This window comes from Rhizobium sp. BK289 (genome assembly GCF_014193575.1).
GTDB lineage: Bacteria > Pseudomonadota > Alphaproteobacteria > Rhizobiales > Rhizobiaceae > Rhizobium > Rhizobium tropici_C.
Genome location: NZ_JACHZO010000006.1, coordinates 291,180 through 313,419, shown reverse-complemented (window position 1 = coordinate 313,419; position 22,240 = coordinate 291,180). Strand labels below are relative to the sequence as shown.

The 22,240-nt window shown below is 60.7% G+C and carries 21 protein-coding genes; 11 read left to right on the top strand and 10 right to left on the bottom strand.

Annotated elements, in window-relative coordinates; genetic code table 11:
* Positions 1 to 7 precede the first annotated feature (7 nt).
* A complete protein-coding gene (locus FHT84_RS14350; RefSeq protein WP_113251086.1) occupies positions 8 to 499 on the bottom strand; it encodes an NUDIX domain-containing protein in 492 nt (163 codons plus the stop codon).
* Between the two features lie 50 nt (positions 500 to 549).
* On the opposite strand from FHT84_RS14350, the gene FHT84_RS14345 reads away from it, so the two are divergent.
* The 6 genes from FHT84_RS14345 to FHT84_RS14320 all read left to right on the top strand — a co-directional run bounded on the left by FHT84_RS14345 (position 550) and on the right by FHT84_RS14320 (position 6,106).
* Positions 550 to 1,488 (top strand): metallophosphoesterase, encoded by a 939-nt coding sequence (locus tag FHT84_RS14345; RefSeq protein WP_113251147.1) that lies wholly within the window; start codon positions 550 to 552, stop codon positions 1,486 to 1,488.
* A gap of 109 nt (positions 1,489 to 1,597) precedes the next feature.
* On the top strand, positions 1,598 to 2,146 hold the full coding sequence (locus FHT84_RS14340; RefSeq protein WP_183762956.1) for a hypothetical protein: 549 nt from the start codon (positions 1,598 to 1,600) through the stop codon (positions 2,144 to 2,146).
* Between the two features lie 208 nt (positions 2,147 to 2,354).
* On the top strand, positions 2,355 to 2,867 hold the full coding sequence (locus FHT84_RS14335; protein WP_113251084.1) for an RNA polymerase sigma factor: 513 nt from the start codon (positions 2,355 to 2,357) through the stop codon (positions 2,865 to 2,867).
* Between the two features lie 3 nt (positions 2,868 to 2,870).
* Positions 2,871 to 3,713: an anti-sigma factor gene (locus tag FHT84_RS14330; protein WP_183762942.1), complete on the top strand. Its 843-nt coding sequence runs from the start codon at positions 2,871 to 2,873 to the stop codon at positions 3,711 to 3,713.
* Positions 3,714 to 3,814: 101 nt separating this feature from the next.
* On the top strand, positions 3,815 to 4,018 hold the full coding sequence (locus FHT84_RS14325) for a hypothetical protein (protein ID WP_112340668.1): 204 nt from the start codon (positions 3,815 to 3,817) through the stop codon (positions 4,016 to 4,018).
* A gap of 243 nt (positions 4,019 to 4,261) precedes the next feature.
* On the top strand, positions 4,262 to 6,106 hold the full coding sequence (locus FHT84_RS14320) for an ABC transporter ATP-binding protein (RefSeq protein WP_113251082.1): 1,845 nt from the start codon (positions 4,262 to 4,264) through the stop codon (positions 6,104 to 6,106).
* Between the two features lie 66 nt (positions 6,107 to 6,172).
* On the opposite strand, the gene leuA is transcribed toward FHT84_RS14320, so the two are convergent.
* Both leuA and FHT84_RS14310 read right to left on the bottom strand, forming a co-directional pair.
* A complete protein-coding gene (leuA, locus tag FHT84_RS14315) occupies positions 6,173 to 7,879 on the bottom strand; it encodes a 2-isopropylmalate synthase (protein ID WP_113251081.1) in 1,707 nt (568 codons plus the stop codon).
* A 327-nt stretch (positions 7,880 to 8,206) separates the two neighbouring features.
* Positions 8,207 to 9,391 (bottom strand): benzoate/H(+) symporter BenE family transporter, encoded by a 1,185-nt coding sequence (locus FHT84_RS14310; protein WP_113251080.1) that lies wholly within the window; start codon positions 9,389 to 9,391, stop codon positions 8,207 to 8,209.
* Between the two features lie 198 nt (positions 9,392 to 9,589).
* Here FHT84_RS14310 and FHT84_RS14305 point away from each other — a divergent pair, with 198 nt between their 5' ends.
* Genes FHT84_RS14305 through FHT84_RS14295 form a run of 3 tightly spaced genes read left to right on the top strand, consistent with a single transcriptional unit; the run spans position 9,590 to position 11,937 of the window.
* Entirely contained in the window at positions 9,590 to 10,375 is a 786-nt protein-coding gene (locus FHT84_RS14305) for a DeoR/GlpR family DNA-binding transcription regulator (RefSeq protein WP_113251079.1), read from the top strand.
* 22 nt (positions 10,376 to 10,397) lie between these two features.
* Positions 10,398 to 11,588 (top strand): MFS transporter, encoded by a 1,191-nt coding sequence (locus tag FHT84_RS14300; RefSeq protein ID WP_112340730.1) that lies wholly within the window; start codon positions 10,398 to 10,400, stop codon positions 11,586 to 11,588.
* Positions 11,554 to 11,937 (top strand): VOC family protein, encoded by a 384-nt coding sequence (locus FHT84_RS14295; RefSeq protein WP_112340663.1) that lies wholly within the window; start codon positions 11,554 to 11,556, stop codon positions 11,935 to 11,937. The genes FHT84_RS14300 and FHT84_RS14295 overlap by 35 nt, the downstream gene beginning before the upstream one ends.
* 222 nt (positions 11,938 to 12,159) lie before the next feature.
* Here FHT84_RS14295 and FHT84_RS14290 read toward each other — a convergent pair whose 3' ends face one another.
* Positions 12,160 to 12,747: an ATP-dependent Clp protease proteolytic subunit gene (locus FHT84_RS14290; RefSeq protein ID WP_112340662.1), complete on the bottom strand. Its 588-nt coding sequence runs from the start codon at positions 12,745 to 12,747 to the stop codon at positions 12,160 to 12,162.
* Between the two features lie 231 nt (positions 12,748 to 12,978).
* Between FHT84_RS14290 and FHT84_RS14285 the strand changes: the two genes are divergently transcribed.
* On the top strand, positions 12,979 to 13,791 hold the full coding sequence (locus FHT84_RS14285) for a DUF2076 domain-containing protein (protein ID WP_112340661.1): 813 nt from the start codon (positions 12,979 to 12,981) through the stop codon (positions 13,789 to 13,791).
* Positions 13,792 to 13,850: 59 nt separating this feature from the next.
* Here the strand turns inward: FHT84_RS14285 and queF are convergent, their stop codons facing one another.
* Together queF and FHT84_RS14275 are read right to left on the bottom strand one after the other, a co-directional pair.
* Complete coding sequence (gene queF / locus FHT84_RS14280) at positions 13,851 to 14,315, bottom strand: preQ(1) synthase (RefSeq protein WP_015340658.1); 465 nt, start codon at positions 14,313 to 14,315, stop codon at positions 13,851 to 13,853.
* A gap of 2 nt (positions 14,316 to 14,317) precedes the next feature.
* Positions 14,318 to 15,232, bottom strand: coding sequence for a cation diffusion facilitator family transporter (locus tag FHT84_RS14275; RefSeq protein ID WP_112340660.1), 915 nt, complete (start codon positions 15,230 to 15,232; stop codon positions 14,318 to 14,320).
* Between the two features lie 403 nt (positions 15,233 to 15,635).
* Between FHT84_RS14275 and bluB the strand changes: the two genes are divergently transcribed.
* Positions 15,636 to 16,376 (top strand): 5,6-dimethylbenzimidazole synthase, encoded by a 741-nt coding sequence (gene bluB / locus FHT84_RS14270; protein WP_245430258.1) that lies wholly within the window; start codon positions 15,636 to 15,638, stop codon positions 16,374 to 16,376.
* A 39-nt stretch (positions 16,377 to 16,415) separates the two neighbouring features.
* Here bluB and FHT84_RS14265 read toward each other — a convergent pair whose 3' ends face one another.
* From FHT84_RS14265 to FHT84_RS14250, 4 genes are all read right to left on the bottom strand, one after another.
* On the bottom strand, positions 16,416 to 17,051 hold the full coding sequence (locus tag FHT84_RS14265; RefSeq protein WP_112340659.1) for a glyoxalase superfamily protein: 636 nt from the start codon (positions 17,049 to 17,051) through the stop codon (positions 16,416 to 16,418).
* An 86-nt stretch (positions 17,052 to 17,137) separates the two neighbouring features.
* The gene (locus FHT84_RS14260) at positions 17,138 to 17,881 is read right to left on the bottom strand and encodes a TIGR02117 family protein (protein ID WP_285166082.1); all 744 of its coding nucleotides are present in this window, start codon (positions 17,879 to 17,881) and stop codon (positions 17,138 to 17,140) included.
* A gap of 128 nt (positions 17,882 to 18,009) precedes the next feature.
* Complete coding sequence (locus FHT84_RS14255; protein WP_112340657.1) at positions 18,010 to 20,199, bottom strand: anthranilate synthase; 2,190 nt, start codon at positions 20,197 to 20,199, stop codon at positions 18,010 to 18,012.
* A gap of 255 nt (positions 20,200 to 20,454) precedes the next feature.
* Positions 20,455 to 21,978 carry an ABC-F family ATP-binding cassette domain-containing protein gene (locus FHT84_RS14250; RefSeq protein WP_112340656.1) on the bottom strand — a complete coding sequence of 508 codons (1,524 nt, stop codon included), beginning with the start codon at positions 21,976 to 21,978 and terminating at the stop codon, positions 20,455 to 20,457.
* Between the last annotated feature and the right edge of the window lie 262 nt (positions 21,979 to 22,240).

Below are 22,240 nucleotides of genomic sequence, written 5' to 3'. Positions count from 1 at the left end.
CCGGTGGCTACCAGTGATTGGAAGGGGCTTCCGCTCCTTCCAATTCCTTCAGCCTGCGATAGGTTGCCTTCGTCGTTCCGGGTGGCAGCGCATCGAGCGCGAAGAAACCGCTTTCGACGATCTCGCGATCCGGCTTGCGCGGCGCGGTCTGCGTGACCTCGACACGGTAGAAAACGACGTGGTCTCTTTTGCTGATGCGATTGTTGAAATAGACGTGGAAGAGCTGCGGCCGGCCCGAGATCACCAGATTGCCCTCCTCCCGCAGCTCCTTCGCAAGCGCTTCCTCCACCGTCTCATGACGTTCGACGCCGCCGCCGGGCATATGCCAGCCGGCGATATAGGAGTGGCGCACCAGGAACACTCGCCCCTCCCGATCGAAGCAGGCGGCGCGCACGCCAAGCGTCATGCTGCGAGTCAGGCCGAAATAGACATGCAGCGCCCGGCCGAACAACCGCACCGCCAAACTCTGCTTTTCGTCCCTCGAAATATCGTCGCTCATGCGTGAAACCCGATGTCCCGATCCGCATTGAGGTTGGGCATGTATTTGTTTTGACAATAGAGTGGGCTATGTCTCATCCCATGTTCAAGCTCGCGCATATTTCCGATGTTCACCTTGGTCCGCTGCCACGCCTTTCGATCAGAGAGCTCGCCTCCAAACGCATTACCGGATTTGTGAACTGGCACCGAAACCGGCGCAAGCACCTTTTTGGCGGTACGCTTGATCTCCTTCTTGACGACATAAGGGCAAAGCAGGCCGATCATCTGGCCGTAACCGGCGATCTCGTCAATCTTGCGAGCGGCATGGAGATCCAGACCGCAGCAGCATGGCTGAAGACGGTCGGCGATCCGCTGCACACGTCAGTCGTGCCGGGCAATCACGATGCCTATGTGCCCGGCGCCTACGAAAAGGCCATGCGTGCCTGGTATCCCTATGTCAGCGGCGATCACGCTCCCGCCGAATGGCAGGAAGACCAGCGCATTTTTCCCTATCTGCGTATCCGGGATCAAGTGGCGCTGATCGGCTGCTCGACCGCAGTCGCCACGCCGCCCTTTGCCGCCAGCGGCTTCTACTCCGCCCGCCAGGCGCGCGAGACGGTCAATATCCTGCGCGCTGCCGGCGATGCCGGGCTCTTTCGCGTCGTCATGATCCACCACCCGCCGATTCGCGGCGCGACCAGCTTCTACAAACGCATGATCGGCATCCGCCGCTTTGCGGCGGTCCTCTCGACGGGCGGAGCCGAACTGGTCCTGCACGGGCATACCCATCTCAACACCTTGCATTGGCTGCGCGGCCACATGGGTCCCGTGCCGATAGTCGGGATCGCTTCCGCCTCGCAAGGGGTCGGTGGCCTGAAGCCGCGCGCCGCCTACAATCTCTTTACGATCGCCGGTCGTCCCGGCGCCTGGGAGTTGAAGGCCGAACGCTACAGCCTCAACGACAACGGCAATGGCGTCGATCCGGAAGGCATCGATATCCTGGCGACATGATCGGCATTTTAGAACGTCGCGCGCATCGTTTCGGTAGCGTTTTCTAAGATACGGAGCTACAATCGGACCATCGGAATCCCGGGAGGATAGGATGGGTTTCAAGGCGGTGATGAAAAGCTTTTTAACTGTGGTGGTCGCCGCCGGATTCTTGGCTGCCGCCAGCCTCCAGGCCATCGCCGCCGGCTCCGAAAATGACGAAACGGCCCCGCCGCCAAAGAGCAAGACGACCACCCAATGCACCGATGGCAAGGTTTGGGACAAGGATAAGAAGCAATGCGTGAAGCCGAAGCAAAGCGCCTTCAATGACGATCAGCTGTTCCAGGCAGCGCGCGAATTCGCCTATGCGGGCCAGTATGATAACGCCATCATCGTCCTGAAGCTGGCAAGGAACCAGGACGACCCCCGCATCCTCAACTACCTTGGTTACGCCAATCGCAAAGCAGGCCGCATGGAGCTCGGCATGAGCTACTATCGCAAGGCGCTGCAACGCGACGAGAATTATATCCTTGCGCGCTCCTATATGGGACAGGCCCTTCTCGAGCAGGGCGATGTTCAGGGCGCCCGCGTGCAGCTGGTCGAGATCCGCGATCGCGGCGGCGAAAATAGCTGGGCTTACCGCTCGCTACTGCAATCGCTGAAGGGCCATGTCACCTATTGAGACAGCATGGGTCGGCGCATGCACAGACCGCCGCCCGGAGAAGGACAGTTAAGTGCGAGTGTTTTGAAGGCTTGCGAAACGGCACGGAAATGGTTCATACCAACACAGGACGAACATTCTGCTCGCATCACCTTTTCCAAGGGAAAGGTCACTCTTTGCGGAAGCACGTCGCCCATGTGACAACCTCCAACGCTTCTTTGGAAAGACCATGCCAACGCCGGTAGCAGCCATCGATATCAGACGCGATCTGGTCGGCCTTCTTCCGAAGCTTCGGCGCTTCGCGGTAACGCTGACCGGCGATCTGGCTGAGGCGGATGAGCTTGTGCAGAGCGTCTGTCAGCGCGGCATCGCCAAATTCCATCTGTGGAACAGCGGCGGCAAATTGGAGAGCTGGCTCTACACCATGGCTCGGCATCAATGGATCGACGAGGCGCGGCGCCACAAGTTGCGTCCTGCCGGCAAGGGCAATGCTCTGGAAGAGGGCGACCCGGCATCCGGAACACATTTAAATCCGGTTGAAGCCGGGGAAGCGCATCGCCTCGTCACATCTTTGCCCGAAGGACTTGCCAGTGTCTTCCTGCTGGTCGATGTCGAAGGACACAGCTACAAGCAGGCGGCCGATATCCTCGGCATTCCGCTGTCGGCAGTGATGTCGCGACTCTCCAGCGCACGCCTTTACCTTGCCTCTCAAGGTCACAGCCGCTCGCCTCGAAGGTTTTAAGCATTGCAGGACATGAAAAAAACGCCGCTCGAAGTCCGCTTGTCCGCCTTCATGGATGGCGAGACGACCCGGGAAGAAAAGGAAGAGCTGGAAAAGCTCATCGCTTCCGATCCGAATGCGCAGCGCATATTCGATGAGCTGAAGCACGGCTCCGATGTCGGCCGCAAGGCTTTCGACGAGGTTTTGAAAGAGCCTGTCCCGCTTGCACTCGTCCGTTCCATCAAGAGCGCCCAGCCCCCGAAGACTCGCGACCCTTCTCCCCGTCTCGCCAGGCCATCCCTGAAATTGGCGCCGAACGGCAGGCAGTCGCTGGCGGCGGCCCTGATCCTCTTCGCGGTCGGCGGCGGCATAGGATATCTCCTGGGCGCACAACCCGCCAATGCACCGGAGGCGGCACCCGTCACCCCGGCCCAGGCCGCGACGCGAAACTGGCTGGATGACATAGCCGCCTATCATCGCATCTATTCGCGCCAGCCGCGCCATATGGTCGAACTGCAGGCAAGCGAACTGGACGAAATCAGCAAGTGGCTGGGCAGCACGGTCGGCGTCAAGTTCAATTTCCCGGATCTGGCTGCCGACGGCCTTGTCTTCCAGGGCGCGCGGATGTTCATCGCCGGCGGCAAGCCCGTTGGCCAGCTGATCTATAAGAATCTCGACGGCGATGTCGTCGCCGTCTGTTTCACCAAGACTGACGGCGCCGCCAACGACAACGATTTCAACGAGACCATCAAGGACGATATCAGCATCGTGTCCTGGCATCGCGATGGCGCGACCTACGCCGTCGTCGGCCCGTCCTCGGATGCGATGCTCGACCAGATCGCCAATAGGGTATCGTCGGAGATCTGACCGCCCCCTCTCTTTCTTTGCAGCTTGCAGCCGAACGCTCGCGGATGGATAATGACCCTGCGGCAATCGCATGAGGCCGATATTCTTACTGGAGTTTCCACATGTCCGACGTTCTGCTGACCATTCCGGAAATCGACAGGCGCATTGCGGTGATAAGAGACAATCTTCGCGAACTGATCGAGCAAGCCGCCGCCTTCTCCGGCGCAGCCGACGAAGAACGGACGTCGGAGCGGATTGCCGAACAGGAAGAAGAACTCGAGCGCCTGACGAAGCAGCGCGAAGAGCTTGCCAAGGGCAGGCCTTGAACAAAATACGCCATTGAAGCACATATCCTCGGACGACTTCGACGCGAGCCGTGTCGAGCGATCATGATACAATTGCTGCTGACATCGGCGCCAATACACGCTATGTAGGTTGTAGCGATCAATGAGGAGAGCACTCTGATGAAAAACCACGGCACAGGAAACCACCGCTGAAAAGCAGTGCCGTGAAGGGCTGCTTTATTGGCCCGACCATCAGATTGCTATGTTCGCCCGCGGAGGGCCCTCATGTTTCGTCGCTTCGAAGAGCTTGTCGATCCGTTCCAGGATCATGATGAGCCGCAACCATCATCCAAGGCCTGGCGCTATCTCCTAACCAACCTTCGCCCGTTTCGCACAGTCATGGCGATGAGCCTCGGCCTGACTGTCATCGGCGCTGTCATCGAGATCTGGCTTATCGGCTATTCCAGCCGGCTGGTGGACAATCTGGCCGCCGCTCGCCGGGAGGATTTCTGGACGTCCGAAGGGTGGGGCCTGCTTGCTGCGGCCGCACTTGTGCTGATCGGACGGCCGCTTGCCGGCTATCTCCGCGAAAGCCTGGATGACATCGCATTTCGGCCGAATGCCGAGACCTTGTTTCGTTGGCGCGCCCATAGCCACGTCCTTCGGCAATCCGTCGGCTGGTTTCGTCAGGATTTTTCCGGGCGGATCGCCAGCCAGGTGCGTGACATCGGTACGGCGGCAACAGGCGCCGCCTATGCCGTGCTGCACACGCTGTCTTTCGTCACGATCTATGTGGCCGGCTCGCTCTGGCTGATGGCCTCGATCGACCCGCGCCTGATCTGGCCCCTCGCCATCTGGCTCCTCTGCTATCTCGGACTGATGGCCTATGTCATCCCTCGCCTGCAGAAGGCTTCCGCACAGTACCAGGGAGCCTATGCCCAGCTGACGGGCATGCTGGTCGACAGCTATGCCAATATCGACCTCATCAAGCTTTTTGCCGATGCCATGGCGGAAGACAAGGAAGCCCGTCGTCGTTTCTCTCAAACGCGAGAAACATTCGTCCGGGTGCAGAGGCTGGAAGTGCTTGTCAATTCGAGCATGCTGTTTCTCGGCAGCTTCCTCATCGTCGCGCTCGTCGGCTATGCGGTCGTGCTGTGGCAGTCCGGCGGCGCACCGCTAGGACTGATCGCGGCATCGCTCGCCTTAAGCTTCCGCATAACCGGCATGGCCGAATGGATGCTGGACGCGGTGTCGTCGCTTTTTGCCCATCTCGGCGCCATGCGGCAATCACTGCTGACCGTCTCGCAGCCGCTTGCGATTGCCGATATGCCGGACGCCAAGCCGCTTGCCGTCACCAAGGGTGAGATCGTCTTCCGGCAAATCACGCATCACTACGGCAAGGGAGATGGCGGGCTCGACGGCGTTTCGCTTCGAATTGCGGCGGGCCAGAAGGTCGGCCTTGTCGGTCGCTCCGGCACCGGCAAATCGACCCTGGTCAACCTGTTGTTGCGCTTCTTCGATCCGGAATCAGGCATCATCGAGATCGATGGGCAGGATATTCGGCAGGTAACGCAGGATAGCCTTCGCCGGCAGATTGCCGTGGTCGGCCAGGAGGCATCGCTCCTTCACCGCTCCATTCGCGATAACATCGCCCATGGCAATCCCCACTTTTCGGAGGATGTGGTTCTCGCTGCGGCCGAGAAGGCCGCTGCCAGCGATTTCATCGCGGGCCTGCGGGATCAGGAGGGAAGAACCGGCTTCGATGCCCATGCCGGCGAACGCGGCGTCCAGCTGTCGGGCGGTCAGAGGCAACGGGTCGCAATTGCCCGCGCCATCCTCAAGGACGCCCCGATCCTGGTGCTGGACGAGGCAACATCTGCCCTCGATTCCGAAGTCGAAGCCGAAATCCAGGATACGCTCTATGGGATCATGGAAGACAAGACCGTGATCGCCATCGCGCATCGCCTGTCGACCATCGCGCGCATGGACCGCATCGTCGTGCTCGACCAAGGCCGCATCGTCGAGGACGGCACGCATGCGGAGCTGATCGCCCAAAACGGTATCTACGCAACGCTTTGGTCGCACCAATCCGGCGGCTTCATCGAGGGCGACGAGTCGGCAGCCGACTGATACGCAACAAAAGGCCCCCTCTACAACGAGGGGGCTTCTCAAATCAACTGTAATCCTGCCAGAGCCTTACGCCGACTTGATGGCGAGCACGCGGTTCGCCGCCGATACGATCGCCTCGAGGGACGCTGCGACGATATTGGTGTTGATGCCGGCACCGAAGAGCTTGCCGCCCGGATAGGAGACTTCGACATAGGAGATCGCCGCAGCATTGGAGCCGTGCTGTAACGAGTGCTCGGAGTAATCCTCGACGGACATCGGGATGCCGAGATAGATCGAGAGCGCATTGATGAAGCCGTCGATCGGGCCGTTACCCCTGCCCTCGATGCGCTTCACTTCGCCCTTGTCGGTGATTTCGGCCGCAACGATACGCTGCCCCTTGTGCTCGGGATCGGCGAAGGTGTGGTGGTCGACGAAGCGGAGCGGCGCTTCGGGCTGCGTCACATAGCGTTCGATGAAATGCTCGTAGATGCGCTTGGACGGCAATTCCTTGCCTTCCTCGTCGGTGATGCGCTGGATCTCCTCGCGATATTCCACCTGGAGATTGCGCGGCAGGTTCAAGCCGTAGTCCTGCTGCATGATATAGGCAATGCCGCCCTTGCCGGACTGCGAGTTGATGCGGATGATTGCCTCATAAGTGCGGCCGACATCCTGCGGATCGATTGGCAGGTAAGGCACTTCCCACACCGGGTCGTTGGCGACCTTGGCGGCCTTCATGCCCTTATTGATCGCATCCTGATGCGAACCGGAAAAGGCCGTATAGACCAGCTCGCCGACGTAAGGGTGACGCTCGCCGATCGCCATCTGGTTGGAATATTCATAAACTTCTTTCATGCGCTCGATGTTGGAGCAATCCAGCTCCGGATCGACGCCCTGCGTGAACATGTTCAATGCCATGGTCACGACATCGACATTGCCGGTACGCTCGCCATTGCCGAACAGCGTGCCTTCGACACGATCGGCGCCGGCCATCAAGGCCAGCTCGGCGGCGGCGATGCCCGTGCCGCGGTCATTGTGCGGATGCAGCGAAATGATCAGGTTCTCTCTGTTATCGAGATTGCGGCACATCCATTCGATCTGGTCGGCATAGATGTTCGGCGTCGCCATTTCGACGGTCGACGGCAGATTGATGATCAGCTTGTTGTCAGGCGTCGGCTTCACGACATCGATAACGGCGTTGCAGATCTCCAAAGCCACGTCCAGCTCGGTGCCGGTGAAGCTCTCCGGCGAATATTCGAAGCGATAGCCGCCGCCTGCCTTCGCCGCCATATCGGTGATCATCTTGGCCGCATCGACGGCGATCTGCTTGATGCCCTGCACGTCCTTGGCAAATACCACGCGGCGCTGCAATTCGCTGGTGGAATTGTAGAAATGCACGATCGGCTTGTTGGCGCCTTCCAGGGCCTCGAAGGTGCGGGTGATCAATTCCGGACGGCATTGGACGAGAACCTGCAGCGACACATCAGCGGGCACATTGCCCTGTTCGATGCACCAGCGGGCGAAATCGAAATCGGTCTGCGAAGCCGAGGGGAAGCCGATCTCGATTTCCTTGAATCCCATATCCAGCAACAGCTGGAACATGCGCGCCTTGCGGTCGTGACCCATCGGATCGACAAGCGCCTGGTTACCGTCGCGCAGATCGACCGAGCACCAGATCGGCGCCTTGGTAATGGTCTTGGACGGCCAGGTCCGGTCGGGAATGTTGATCTGGGGATAGGCGCGGTATTTCACCGCTGCTTCGGGCATGCCTTTGGGGGAATGGCTGTTCGCGTCCATGGTCTCGTCTCTTCCTTTCCCGTCATTTTATCCCGCGTCTTAGCCGATCGGATGCGGCTTGGCGATGACAAATGCGGACCCTTTGCGGGTAAGCTGTCGATTTTAGGGTAAGTCGCGAGGAGCGATGGCCAGCGGGCTTTCGGCCGCCGGGCGCTCCTCAAAGGACCCGGCAACCGCGCGTAAGGCCGAGGAGGAGAAGCGAGGTAAGGGCGCGCGTATTGTCACGCAGGGCAACGCGCCCACGTGCAATCTGTTCGGAAATCTTTGCGCCAGTCAACTTCATGGCCGCGCTTATAGCCGCCGGATCAAAAAGAAGCAACCCCCTGCTCACTTCTTCAGCATCTGCACCCCACGCGACAGGGCCAGCATCAGCCCACCGGCGACCAGCCCCCAGAAGGCGCCGGAGATGCCGCCGAAGGAAACGCCCGATGCCGTCACCAAAAACGTGATGGCGGCGGCTTCGCGTGATTCCGGCTGCTGGAAGGCGTTCAAGGCGGAATTGGAAAGCGCCCCGACAAGGGCCAGGCCGGCCACAGCCTCGATGAGGATCGGCGGCGCGAGCGCCACGAAAGCCGTAACCGCGCTCGCCAGCAATCCGAGGATCACATAGCCGATACCGGCGACAATCGCTGCCCAATAACGCCGCTTGGGATCGGCATGAGCGTCCTGTCCGGCGCACATGGCGGCCGTGATCGCCGCGAGATTGACGGCATGGCCGCCGAAGGGAACGGCAAGCAGCGAGAACACGCCGGTCACGGCAAACAGCGGGCCGGGTTTCGGCTCGTAATCATGCACCTTCAGCACCGCGATGCCTGGAATGTTCTGTGACGCCATGGTCACGATGAACAGCGGCAGCGCGATGGACACGATACCGGCAAGCGTAAAGACCGGCTTCACGAATTCGACGGTAGGCAACAACGAATGCTCGAGCGAGGCGAAGGCACCATCCGGTATCTTCACGCCAAAGGCCAGCACCAGGGCAAAGGCCGCAAGCGCTGCCGGAACGGCCCAAAGCCGCTTGAACGAGCCGACCACGATCCAGGCAAGGATGATCGGCAAGCCGAAGGCCGGATTGAAGGCGATCGCCTTCACGGGCGCGAAACAAAGGCCGAGCAGGACACCCGCCAGCATGGCATTGGCAAGCGGCGCCGGTATGGAGGCGACCGCCCTGCCAAAAGGCCGAAAAAGGCCGGCAATGACGATCAATATGCCGCAAATGAAAAACGCACCGACAGCCACCGGGAAGCCGCCTTCGATCGCCCCCGCACTTGCGAGCAATGCGGCTCCCGGTGTGGACCAGGCAATGCTGATCGGCAGCCTCGTCGCCATGCTGAGCACGATTGCGCAAACGCCCATCGCAACCGAAAGCGCCGTCAGACCGGACGCTGCCTGCACATCCGAGGCGCCCACCACCTGCAGGCCATGAAAGACGACAGCGAAGGAACTGGCAAAGCCGACGAAGGCCGTGAGGCATCCCATGAACAGGCTTTGAACGGAAAAATCTTTGAGCATGGCGATGGAGACTCGAGGAGCGCAGAAGGATCAACTGAAGCGCATGGAGCATCACAAGCATCGGGCGTGCAAGTGCTGTTTTCGCGCAAAATGACAGTGTCGGTAAGCAAAATCGCTCGCGGAATATATCGTCGACAAGTCACATCGTGTATAAACGCGCATATTGACTCTCTTATTTATGCACGTTAATGCAAATTTATGAACAATTCACTCCCATTGTCTCGCCGGGACGTCATCGAAGCACGGCTTGCAGAAGGCCGGCAGATCATCGCCGCATCTCTGGCCGCCGAGTTCAACGTGTCCGAGGACGCCGTCCGCCGCGATCTGCGGGCACTTGCCGCAGAGGGCAAATGTCGCCGCGTCTATGGCGGCGCGCTTCCCTTGCTAACGCCCTCGCAGCCCATGGCCGTACGCGTCGGGCAGGAATCCGGCCGCAAGAGAGCCTTGGCCAAGGCCGCGGTCGCAATGATCGAACCTGGCGAATTCCTGTTCATCGACAGCGGCAGCACCAATCTCGCAATGGTCGATCTTTTGCCGAAGAACCTGGACGTGACGATCGCGACGAACTCCATCGATATCGCCAGCGCCGTCATGAAGCGCGGCGATATCCCGCTCGTCCTGATCGGTGGCGCGGTCGATCCTGTTGTCGGCGGCAGCGTCGATGCATCCGCGGTAGCAGCCATCGAAGCCATGAACATCGATCGCTGCTTCCTGGGTGTCTGCGCCGTTTCGGCAAGAAACGGCATCAGCGTGTACGAACATGCAGATGCGATCTTCAAACGGACGCTGCTCAAGAGAAGCGCAGCACGAATCGCGTTGATCACCTCGGAGAAGTTTCACGAACGCGCGCCGCACCGCATCGGCGGCGCTGACGATATCGATTGGCTTGTTGTCGAGGATGACCTGCCTGTCGCTGATGAAAAGGCGGTCGCCGACGCCGGCTTCTCGCTCGTGAAGGCAAGCGAAGTCACGTCATCCTCCTGATTTTGAAAGATAAGAAATGACCATGCAATCCACGGATCGGCCGGAAACCCGGCTGGCAACACGACTTGCTTTTCTGGTTGGGGGCTTCGCGCTCGCCTGCTGGGCTCCCCTCGTCCCCTTCGCCAAGGCTCGTCTCGGGGTCGATGACGGCGTGCTGGGCATGCTGCTGCTTTGCCTTGGCCTCGGTTCGGTCGCGGCAATGCTTGCGACCGGCATGTTGAGCGCGCGATATGGCAGCAAGCCGATCATCATCGCGGGCGGTCTTGGTCTCGCACTTCTCTTGCCGACCTTGGCCATGGCCGGCACGCCGTTTACACTCGGCCTTGCGCTGGCGGCTTTCGGCGCCTGCCTTGGATCGCTTGATGTCGCCATGAACATTCACGCCGTCGAAGTGGAGAAAGGCGCGGACCGGCCGCTGATGTCCGGCTTCCATGCCTTGTTCAGCATCGGCGGCTTCATAGGTTCCCTGCTCGTCACCCTGCTCCTCTCCGCCAAGGCCGGTCCTCTTGCCGCAACGTTTCTCAGCTCGGCAGTTATGGTGATCGCCATGATTGTCGCATGGCCCCGACTGCTGCGAACCGTCCCCGCGGAGGACGCGCCGCTTTTCGTCATGCCACGCGGCGTCGTGCTGCTGCTGGCCGCGCTGGCAGCAATCACCTTCCTCGTCGAAGGCGCGATCCTCGATTGGAGTGCTCTGCTTCTCACCACGCAGGGCCAGGTCGATACGAGTCATGGCGGCCTTGGCTACATGCTGTTTGCGATTGCGATGACGGCGGGCCGCCTGAGCGGCGACGCCATTACCGCACGGGTCGGAGACAGGGCAATCATGCTATGGGGCGGCATCGTCGCGGTAGTGGGCTTTGTCATCCTCCTCCTCAGCCCGATCGCGATCCTCGCCATGAGCGGTTTCCTGCTGATCGGTCTTGGCGCCTCCAACATCGTTCCGGTGCTCTTCCGCATGGGCGGCGCGCAAAAGATCATGCCGCCGGGCCTTGCCGTCGCGGCCATCACCATGACGGGATATGCGGGCGTGCTCGTCGGCCCCGCCGGCGTCGGTTTCGCGGCGGATCATCTTGGCCTGCACGGTGCCTTCTGGATGCTCGCTCTATTGCTCTGCGTCACCCCGCTTTGCGCCGGCATCGTTACCCGCAATCACGAACAGGCACAGGGAGAGACAGATGCGGATCGCTCATACCGCTCTATGGACGCATGATCTCGATGCCGCCGCGAATTTCTGGGAAACCTATTTCGGTGCAACCGTCGGCGAACCCTATCGAAGCCAGCGACGGCCTGGCTTCGTCTCCCGTTTCGTCCATCTACCCGGAAGGGGCGATCAGATCGAGCTGATGACCGGTCCCTGGCTTGCTGCCGGTAGGCCGGATGAGCGCATCGGCTGGGATCATATCGCCGTGTCGCTTGGAGATCGGACATTCGTCGATGCATTGGCCGAGCGATGCCGGACGGACGGCTGTCTGAAATCCGCGCCCCGCATGACAGGAGACGGCTTCTACGAGGCCGTCATCGCGATGCCGGACGGAACGCCGGTCGAGATCACCGCTTAGGCAGTGGTCGGCCAATTCCGCAGGGTTCGCAGCTCAAGCACTCCAATTCGCCGCCCCTGGAAACGTTGCAATCTCCTGGTGGCGAAGGCTGGCGGCGGCTCTCTCGCTGCCAGCTCTTTCTCTTCGGTCGAAGCGAACGCAATCCCGCCACCTCAAAACAAAGCCCCCGCCAGCCTTCCGGCTAGCGAGGGCGCTCAATTCAATCGAGCAAAACCCGCTAGATCAGATTTCTGCCTGCGAGGTCACGATGCGCGAGACCAGGCCATAAGCCTTGGCTTCCTCGGCGGAGAGCCAGTAGTCGCGGTCCGTGTCCTTGGCGATCTTTTCGATCGGCTGGCCGGTGGCTTCCGAGAAGATCTTGTTCAGGCGCTCGTTCATCTTGATGATTTCGCGTGCCTGGATCTCGATGTCGGAGGCCATGCCGCGCGTGCCACCGGACGGTTGGTGCAGCAGGAAGCGCGTGTTCGGCAGGCAAATACGGCGCTCCTTGGGAGCGGAGACGTAAATCAGCGCTCCGGCAGAGGCGACCCAGCCCGTACCGATCATCCAGACCTTCGGCTTGATGAACTTGATCATGTCGTGGATGGAATCGCCTGACTCGACGTGGCCGCCGGGCGAGTTCACATAGATGCGGATATCATCGTCGCTGGCAGCGGAAAGCGCCACGAGCTGGGAGCAGACCTTCTGCGCCAGTTCCTGCGTGATGCCGCCATAGATGAAGATCGAACGCGACTTGAAAAGATTCGCCTCCGCGTCCTTGCCCAAGGGCTGCTCGGTCTTCTTGTCTTCCTGTTCGTCTTCGTCGTTCATTCAACTCTCCAGCATGATGCGTCGTTCACCGCACATAGTGCGACTCAATGCGTAAAACAATGCCGGAAAAAGACAAGGCGGGAATAGCGGCTGACAACATGGTGTTATGGTTGCGGATTACCGAAATGTAACTTGAATGGCTTTGAAAAGCCGAGATTTGATCCTACGTCAGGTCAGCGCGGTTAGAGATCGCGCCCCGAATTTACAGCACGGATAGCCAAGGAGGCCATCATGTCGCCAGAAGAACGTCAATTGCTTGCCTCTCTCTTCGATCGCGTGCGCGGTGCGGCCAGCACGCAGCGCGACGCCGACGCGGAGGCCTTTATCAACCAGGCGGTCCGCGACCAGCCCTATGCGCCCTATTTCCTGGCGCAGGCCGTCATCATGCAGGAACAGGGCATGAAGGCTGCGGCTGACCGCATCCAGCAGCTCGAGGCCCGTGTGCATGAACTCGAGCAGCAGGGCGCCGACAATCACCCGCAGGGCCAGAGCGGCGGTTTCCTCGGCGGGATCGGCTCGCTCTTCGGCGGCGGCCAGCAGCAGCGCGCCGTAGCTCCACAGGGCGGCAATCCGCAGCAGCAGGGCCGCCTCTATGACGATTATGCCCGCAATGCGCCTCAGTCCGGCCCTTGGGCTGGCCAGCCGCAACCACAGCCGTCAGGCCCGTGGAGCCAGCAGGCAGCCGCGCCTTCGGCTGGCGGCAGCTTCCTGCGCGGTGCGCTTGGCACGGCAGCCGGCGTCGCGGGTGGCGTAATGCTGGCGGAATCGCTCTCCAGCCTCTTCAGCCCGCATCTGGGCGGGACTGGCGGCGGCCTCTTTGGCGGCAATGCCGGCAGCGGTCTCTTCGGCGGCACGGCGGCCAATGCGGCCGAACAGCCGGTGCAGGAAACGATCATCAACAACAACTATTTCGGCAATGACGACAATAGCGATCAGAATGATCAGAGCGCGGCCGATTACGCCCAGGACGCTGCCCAAGACGCTCAGGACGATGATTATGATGACTCGTCCTATGACGATGGCGACGACAACTCATTCGCCTGAGCCGCAGCCTCATCGAATCTAGCAGAAAAGCCGCCATCCCCGGATGACGGCTTTTTCATTCAGCCTCGGCCGCGATATGGCTGCACACCCTGATCCGGCAACCAGACGCCCTCCGGCGGCTTGCCTGTCTGCCAGAAGACGTCGATCGGAATGCCGCCGCGCGGATACCAGTAGGCGCCGATGCGCAGCCACTTCGGCTGCAGCAGATCCACCAGGCGCTTGGCGATATAGATCGAGCAATCCTCGTGGAACGCGCCGTGATTGCGGAAGGAATGCAGGAAAAGCTTCAGCGACTTCGATTCCACCAGCCATTCGTTCGGAATGTAGTCGATGACGATATGGGCAAAATCGGGCTGTCCCGTCATCGGGCAAAGCGAGGTGAATTCGGGCGCGGTGAAGCGCACGACGTAATCGGTGCCGGCATGGCCGGACGGCACCTTCTCCAGAACGGCCTCTTCCGGATTGCTGGCGGTTTCCGTCTGATTGCCGAGCATCGACAGGCCGGACACATCGGTCTTGGGCATCTTTAAGTCTCCTTGATCACTTTAACGCGGATACCATGGGCCTTCTCGCCCTCCGGCTCCACATGAATGGCTATTTCGGCGCCCGCATGGATCGCCCGTATGGCATCTTCAAGGCGATCGCAGATTCGATGCGCCTCCCGCACCGGCATGGCGGCGGGCACGACCATGTGGAAATCGACGAAGGTCACGGCCCCTGCCCTGCGCGTCTTGAGATCATGAACGCCGAGCGACCCCTCGGCATTCTTGGCGATCGCATCCTTGATGATCTCCTCTTCCTCCGGCAGCACGGCCTTGTCCATAAGTCCATCGATGGAACTGGAGATGACCTTCCAGCCCTGGTAGAGAATGTTGATGGCGACGAGAATGGCAAGCACAGGGTCGAAGATCGGCTGACCGGTGCCGAGTGCCAGCAACAGGCCGATCAGCACGCCGATGGAGGTATAGACATCGGACATGATGTGCTGGCCGTCCGCCGTCAATGCCGGCGAGCGGTGCGTCCTTCCGGCTCGGATCAAGGTCAGGGCCCAGGCGCCGTTAATGACGCCGGCGACGAAGTTGATGGCGAGACCGAGCACAGGCGCCTGCATCGGCTGCGGATTGCCGAGATGCCCGACCGCTTCCTGCACGATCATCAGCGCCGCAACGACGATCATCACCCCTTCGGTAACGGCAGAGAGATATTCCGCCTTGTGATGCCCGAAGGGATGATCGTGGTCTGCCGGCTTCTGCGCGTAGCGGATGACGAAGAAGGCGATGAAGGCAGCGACGACGTTGACGAGCGATTCAAGCCCGTCGGACAGGAGCGCCACCGAGCCTGTCAGCCACCAGGCCAGCATCTTCAGTCCCATGACGCCGAGCGACAGCGGGATACCCCAGAGGGCGAGCCGCCTGATCGTATCGTTTCCCTGACTGTTCATGCCCGTCTCCAAATGTCCCCACGCCTGCTCATGCGAATGAATTGCAAGAAAGGCGCCGTTGAAATGCAAAACCGCCCGCGCGAATTTCGCGCAGGCGGCTTATTGACGGTCCATATGCGACACAATGCCGAGTTTGTCAAAGGTGGTCGCCATTTTCCGCACGACAATTCGCCCCCACCGCACGACTGGAACGAAGCGCGCTCTTGTAATGCAGGCCGAAGCATGAGCAAGATTTGGCGCAAGCCGCCGTTCCGTGACAACAGGAAGCCGATTACACGCTCGCCTGTGGAAAATCATGCTGGTAATTTCGTCCGCGATTGCGCACTAAGCTGGGCCTCAGCCTGATGTGCAAGGTTCCGGTACCGCCGATGAACCGTCGCTCCTTATGAAACCATGGTTGAATATGCCCTCCATTGAAAACGCTGCCGACGCCTCACCTCTCACTGCTGACATCCATGCCAGCGCTTCGGAGCATCTGGTTGCAGCCGGCGCATTCTCTGAAGAGGAGCGCAGCGCCGTTTATCGTGCCATCGAGACGCGGCGCGACGTGCGCGACCAGTTCCGGCCCGATCCCCTTCCTGACGATCTCGTCAGGCGCTTGCTCCAGGCTGCCCATTCGGCACCGTCGGTCGGATTCATGCAGCCATGGAACTTCATCCTGATCCGTCAGCCAGAAACGCGCGAGCGCGTATGGCAGGCCTTCCATCAGGCCAATGAGGAAGCCTGCGCGATGTTCGAGGGTGATCGTCGCGCGCAGTATCAGCGACTGAAACTGGAAGGCATCCGCAAGGCGCCGCTCAGCATCTGCATCACCTGCGACACCAGGCGCGGCGGCCCCGTCGTGCTCGGACGCACGCATAATCCGGACACCGATGTCTATTCGACCGTCTGCGCCGTCCAGAATCTCTGGCTTGCCGCAAGGGCCGAGGGCGTCGGTATCGGCTGGGTCAGCATCTTCCATGAGGATGCCATCAAGGTGATCCTCGGCATTCCCGAGCATGTGAAGATCGTCGCCTGGCTCTGCGTCGGCTATGTCGACGAACTCTATGACATGCCGGAACTCGCCGTGAAGGGATGGCGTGATCGCCTGCCGCTCGACAAGCTTGTCTTCGAGGAAGGCTGGCAGAATTGCGAGGACATGTGAGGGCCGCCGCTCCGCGGCAACCCTCGACGGCTCAAAGCGTTACGATCGGAACGCGACAAACGAGAACACGTTGCCATCCGGATCGCGCACATGAAAATCGGTGCCACCCCATGCCTGCTTGGTCAGCGGCTGCGCGAAATCAACGCCCCTAGCCTTGAACTCTTCGAACAATCCCTGGACATTCGAAACTTCGATAGAAGCCAGAATGAGTGCCCCCTCCTTTGCCGCCGCCGCAGCAAAATAGGGCTCATAGACAAGCCGCAAGTGGATGCAGATGCCGTCGCGCGACACCGCCCCATAGAACGGCGGCGACCCATGCAGGAAGTCCTCGAAGAAGCCCAGCTTCTCCCTGAAGAAGGCCGCACTCGCAGCCACATCCCGCACGAAAAGGATGGGAACGATGCTCTTGAAAACCGGCGGCTCCGCTGCAGCAGCCGGCATCTTCGGGGCGTCCGCTGCAACGGACTTCAATTCCGCCCAGCTCCTGTGGCCCGCTTCGACCGCGACGATCTCCTGCGCTAACGATAAGGGGAATTTCATCGCCAGGATCTCGCGATCCGTCAGCGCCTTGAAACGATCGAGCATTCGCACTCTTCCACCAATGGAATAGTCGCGCTCTCGGTGCCAGCGCATCAACAGCTTGGCTTGTTTACGGTAGGTATCGAGGGTTGGCATGGACAGACTCCTGCTGAGTGATATCAGCGGGCAGGCCTAGCCCTTTCGGCCCGATGCCGATGTGCCCCACAGGAACGACGAAAAGACTAGGATACAACCTGAAGCAAGTCAAACCGCCTCAAAGGCAAAGTATGGCTTGCCGCAAAGCGTTCGTCGTCATTATGCAGCCGCAAGGACATTCGCAGCATCCAAGGCAATGACGTCCAGAGACCGGAGGTCAAGCCCGCCTGCCTCAGCGCGGCAGCCGTCCAGGTATTGCATCCCATCAGCGCGTTGAAATAACCCCGCGCTTCGAAGAACGCATCGTTTGGCCCATAGTTGCTGCCAGGCAGGGGTATCGGATTGCTATCGGAGCGATCAAAGCTGGCGAGAACGAATTGCTTGAGCCGCTCAAGACCTTCGGCATCGATGTCGATGACCGTCACAGCAGGCGCGTCCAGCGGGATATCGCCCGCCAGCTCCGCATGAATGACGGAACGGTCGAACGCAAAGCTCTTCAAGACGGGACCCGCCTTCAAATCGGCCCATGTGCGCGTTTCCGTATAGAAGCTTCGGCCGCCCCAGCCGAAAATGAGATAGCGCAGGTTGGGATTGCCGAGATCCAGCCCGGCCGACCGCAGGAAGGCGAAACGCGTGAGAAGATCGCCATCAACGGGAATGGCAATATCCGTATGGATGGGGTTGCTGAGCACGAGGATTTGTTGTGAGCGCTCGCTGCGCGCACCCGGTTGGTCATACCAGAGCGGACGCGGCGCGACGATGCCGAGACCGACAAGGAGCACGACGGCAAGAACGGAGAAGAAAACGCCCTTGAATATTCTTGAGATCACCGACTGAAAGCCCCCTGCAATACTGAATTTCTTCAGCGGTTTGTTGGCTCTTTCAAGGCATAAAAATAGCCCCATGCACTTTTTCCGAGTGCATGGGGCTAGCAAATTCTGCGCTCTAAACGCTGGCCTCAGGCGGCCTTCGTCTTCGCCCGCCGCGCCAGATGCGCCACGACATTCTCGATCATCCGCATGCCGGCATCGCCGCCGAGCGTCATGATCGATTCCGGGTGGAACTGCACGGCCGCGATCGGCTCCTTCACATGCTCGATGCCCATGATCGTGCCGTCTTCGCTCTCGGCCGTGATCATGAAGTCGCGCGGCAGGCTCGACGGATCGGCAAAGATCGAGTGGTAGCGACCGACCGTCACTTCGCGGCCAAGACCGGAGAAGACGAGACCCGGCTCCAGCACGCGGATGCGCGAAGGCTTGCCGTGCATCGGGATCGCCAGATGACGCAGCTCGCCGCCATAGGCTTCGGCCAGCGCCTGCAGGCCCAGGCAGACGCCGAAGATCGGCAGGTTGCGCGCCCTCGCCTTCTTGATGGTCGCCTTGCAATCGAAATCCTTCGGATTGCCAGGTCCTGGCGACAGCACGATGAGATCCGGATCGAGCCGGTCGAAGACTTCTTCCGGCACCGGCGTACGCACGGTAGACACCGTCGCGCCCGTCTGGCGGAAATAATTGGCGAGCGTATGGACGAAGCTGTCCTCGTGATCGACGAGCAGGATCTTCACGCCCTTGCCGACGGAAGCGACGTCGCGTTGCTGTTTGCCGGAATTGCCGGTCTTGGCATCACGGATGGCGGAAAGCATGGCGGAGGCCTTCAGTTCGGTTTCGGCTTCTTCTTCCTCGGGGATCGAGTCGTTGAGCAGCGTCGCGCCGGCCCGCACCTCGGCAATGCCGTCCCTGATGCGAACGGTGCGTAGCGTCAGACCGGTGTTCATGTCGCCATTGAAGCCCACCATGCCGATCGCGCCGCCGTACCAGGCGCGCGGGCTCTTCTCGTGGCTCTCGATGAAGCGCATGGCCCAGAGCTTCGGCGCGCCGGTGACGGTGACGGCCCAGGCGTGGCTGAGGAAGCCGTCGAAGGCGTCCATATCGTCACGCAGACGGCCCTCGATATGGTCGACCGTGTGGATGAGGCGCGAATACATCTCGATCTGCCGGCGGCCGATGACCTTGACCGAACCCGGCTCGCAGACGCGGCTCTTGTCGTTGCGGTCGACGTCGGAGCACATGGTGAGTTCCGACTCGTCCTTCTTGGAATTCAGCAGTTTCAGGATCTGCTCGCTGTCGGCGATCGGATCGTCGCCGCGCTTGATCGTTCCCGAAATCGGGCAGGTCTCAATGCGGCGGCCGGATACGCGCACGAACATTTCAGGCGAAGCGCCGACGAGATATTCCTGATTGCCGAGATTGATGAAGAAGGAATAGGGCGACGGATTGATCGCCTTCAGGCGTTTGGAAATATCGGATGGCTTGCTCTCACAGCGCTCCATGAACTTCTGGCCGGGCACCACTTCGAAGAGGTCGCCCTTGCGGAAGCTCTCCTTCGCCTTGACCACCAGTTCGGCATATTCGCCGGGGCGATGATCGCTCTTCGGCGGAATGGCATCGGTGTGCCGGAACGGCTCTGGCGCAATCTCGCCCGACTTGCCTTCCGTCGATACGTCGCCTTTGGCGAAGTCGTAGCGATCGATCCAGGCCTTGGCGGAATAGTTATCCACCACCAGGATTTCGTCCGGCAGGTAGAGCACCATGTCGCGCTGGTCGTCCGGGCGCTTGAGCTTCAGATCGATCGCGTCGAACTGGAAGGCGAGATCATAGCCGAAGGCGCCGTAGAAGCCGATGCTGGCATCGGCCTGGGAATAGAATAGATCGGTCACGGCGCGCAGCACGGTGAAGACCGTCGGCATCTTCGAGCGCTCTTCCTCGGTGAAAACGCGATCCGGCGTCTTGACCGTGAGATCGAGCCGGCGCGGCGTCGAGGTGCCAAGCACCACTTCGGAAACGGTCTTCAGCTTCTCAGCGATAAAGCCGAGGATGACTTCGCCGCGCTCGTTATAGGCTTCGATCCAGACATCGCGCCCGTTGCAGGACAGGCCGAGCGGCGGGTCGACGATGGCGGTATCCCAGCGTGTATAGCGGCCGGGATATTCGTAGTTCGACGAAAATACCGCGCCGCGGCGCTCATCGAGCTTATCGATGTAAGACGATACGGCATCCGCATAGGGCGTCGGCCGGCGCTGCCGGGTGACGGTGATGCCGCCCTTCGTCTCGTAGATTTCCGCACCATCATCCCGAAGGATCGTTACCATTGTTCCTCACTCCGTTGTCGGGCCCGGATGACAGGCGGCCAATATAACAAAAAAGCCGCCTCGAAATCTCGGGCGGCTCACTCGTCGTCTTTGAACACGATTGGTCGAGGCCGCCTCAGCGTGCCCACCACCAAACTGCAATGTTGTTCAAGGACGTGGTCATGGCGGGAATTGTTAGCGTGAGATGAGGGGATACGCAAGCCGCAATCTTGGAGAATGGGCAGAAACGATTTTTCGCCTCCGCCCATCCTTCTCTCATTCCTGCACTCTCGCCGCCTCGAAGAACTCCTCCGGGCCATCCACTTCGACCAACCGCTTCCGGTCGATCAGCCAGAACCGGTTGCCGACCGATCGCACGAAACTACGGTCATGCGAGACGAGAAGGCAGCTCGCCTCATTCGCCGTCAGCTCGCCCTCCAACGCCTCCTGGCCGTCGATATCCAGATGGTTGGTCGGCTCGTCGAGCAGGTAGAAGTTGGGATTGGTCAACCGCAGCGCCAGCATGGCAAGCCGTGCCTTCTGCCCGCCGGACAGACGGCCGATCTCTTTGCCCTGCATGTCGATGTTGATTCCGACGCCGACCAGCAGCGTGCGGGCACGCTGCTCGCCGAGCTCGAACAGGCGTGTGATCATGCCGAGCGGCGTGTCCTTCTGGCCGAGATTGGAGAGCGCCTGATCGCTGTAACCCAGCACCAGAGACGGCGTCGGCTTGATTGCGCCACCGACAGACGGATCGGCGATCGCCCTGCGGATCATCTCCACGAACCGCGTCTTGCCGGCGCCATTCTGCCCGAGCAGCACGATGCGATCACCCTGACAAATCCACTGCTGGCCCGTCTTGAACAGCAGCGTACCGTCGGGCGTGGTCACCGCGACATCCTCCAGCGTCAGCAGCACCTTGGCATGGATGCCTCGATTGACGAGCTTGATCGAGCCGGAGGAACGCTCGCGGTAGCCCGGTCTGGCGCTGTCCTCCAGCTTCTCCGCCCGCGCCTTCAGCTGTTTCGTCTTCACCGTCAGGAGATCGCTGCCGGAATTGACACCGAGATTATAGAGCTTGGCCGCCTGCTTGCGCAGTTGCTGCGCCGTCTTCATCTCCTTCTGGTAACGCCGCTCATCCGAGGCATCGACTTCGTCCAGCGCCGCACGCGCCCGGCTATAGGGCAGCGCATAGGTTTGCGACTGATCCTGACGCAGGAACAAAGTGCGATCGCAGACGGCATCGAGGAAGGCGCGGTCGTGGCTGGCGATGATGACGGGCACGTCGCGCGGCAAGGCATTCAACCAATCCTCCAGCAGCGCGATCTTGGCGAGATCGAGATGGTTGGTCGGTTCATCCAGCAGCAGCACGTCGGGCTCGGTTACCCATACGCGTGCAAGCATGGCAAGCCGCTGCCAGCCCCCGCTGAGCTGAGCCAACGTCCTCTCCCGCATCGCATCAGGCACATCGAGTGAATCGAGAGTGACGTCGACACGCCAGCCCTCGCTCGCGACCTGCTCCTTGGGCAAAGCGCGCAGGACTGCCTCATAGAAGGAGACATCCAGCAGGTTCGCCGGCACATTCTGTTCGACATAGCCGACGCGCAAGCCCCGGGCGCGGGTGATCTCGCCCGTGGTCGGCTCTTGCCTGCCCGTGATGCAGTTGAGCAGCGTGGTCTTCCCGCGTCCATTCGCAGCAACGATGCCGACGCGATCGCCGGCATCCACAGTGAAGTTGAGATTGGAAAACAACGGCGCACTCATGGTGACGCCCAGATTGCGAAGATTGATCAGAGTCATGGTCTTTTCCGGTCTCGATCGAGCATCTCAAGACATCGCCGGCGGCTCCTTTTGCCGCGCTACGCCAATGCCGATGGCCCAAACAGGCCAATGCTCGAAAATATGTCATGACGCAGCCGCGCGGTTGCGCAGGCTCGCGTCGCCCCAAGGGCAGACCAGAAGGAATGAGTGAGAAACAGCCTCTGATCAGCCCTGCAAACGCATCTGCAGGGCACGAGTCGGACCGAACTGGCGAATATGCCAGACTATCTTGGTCATACGG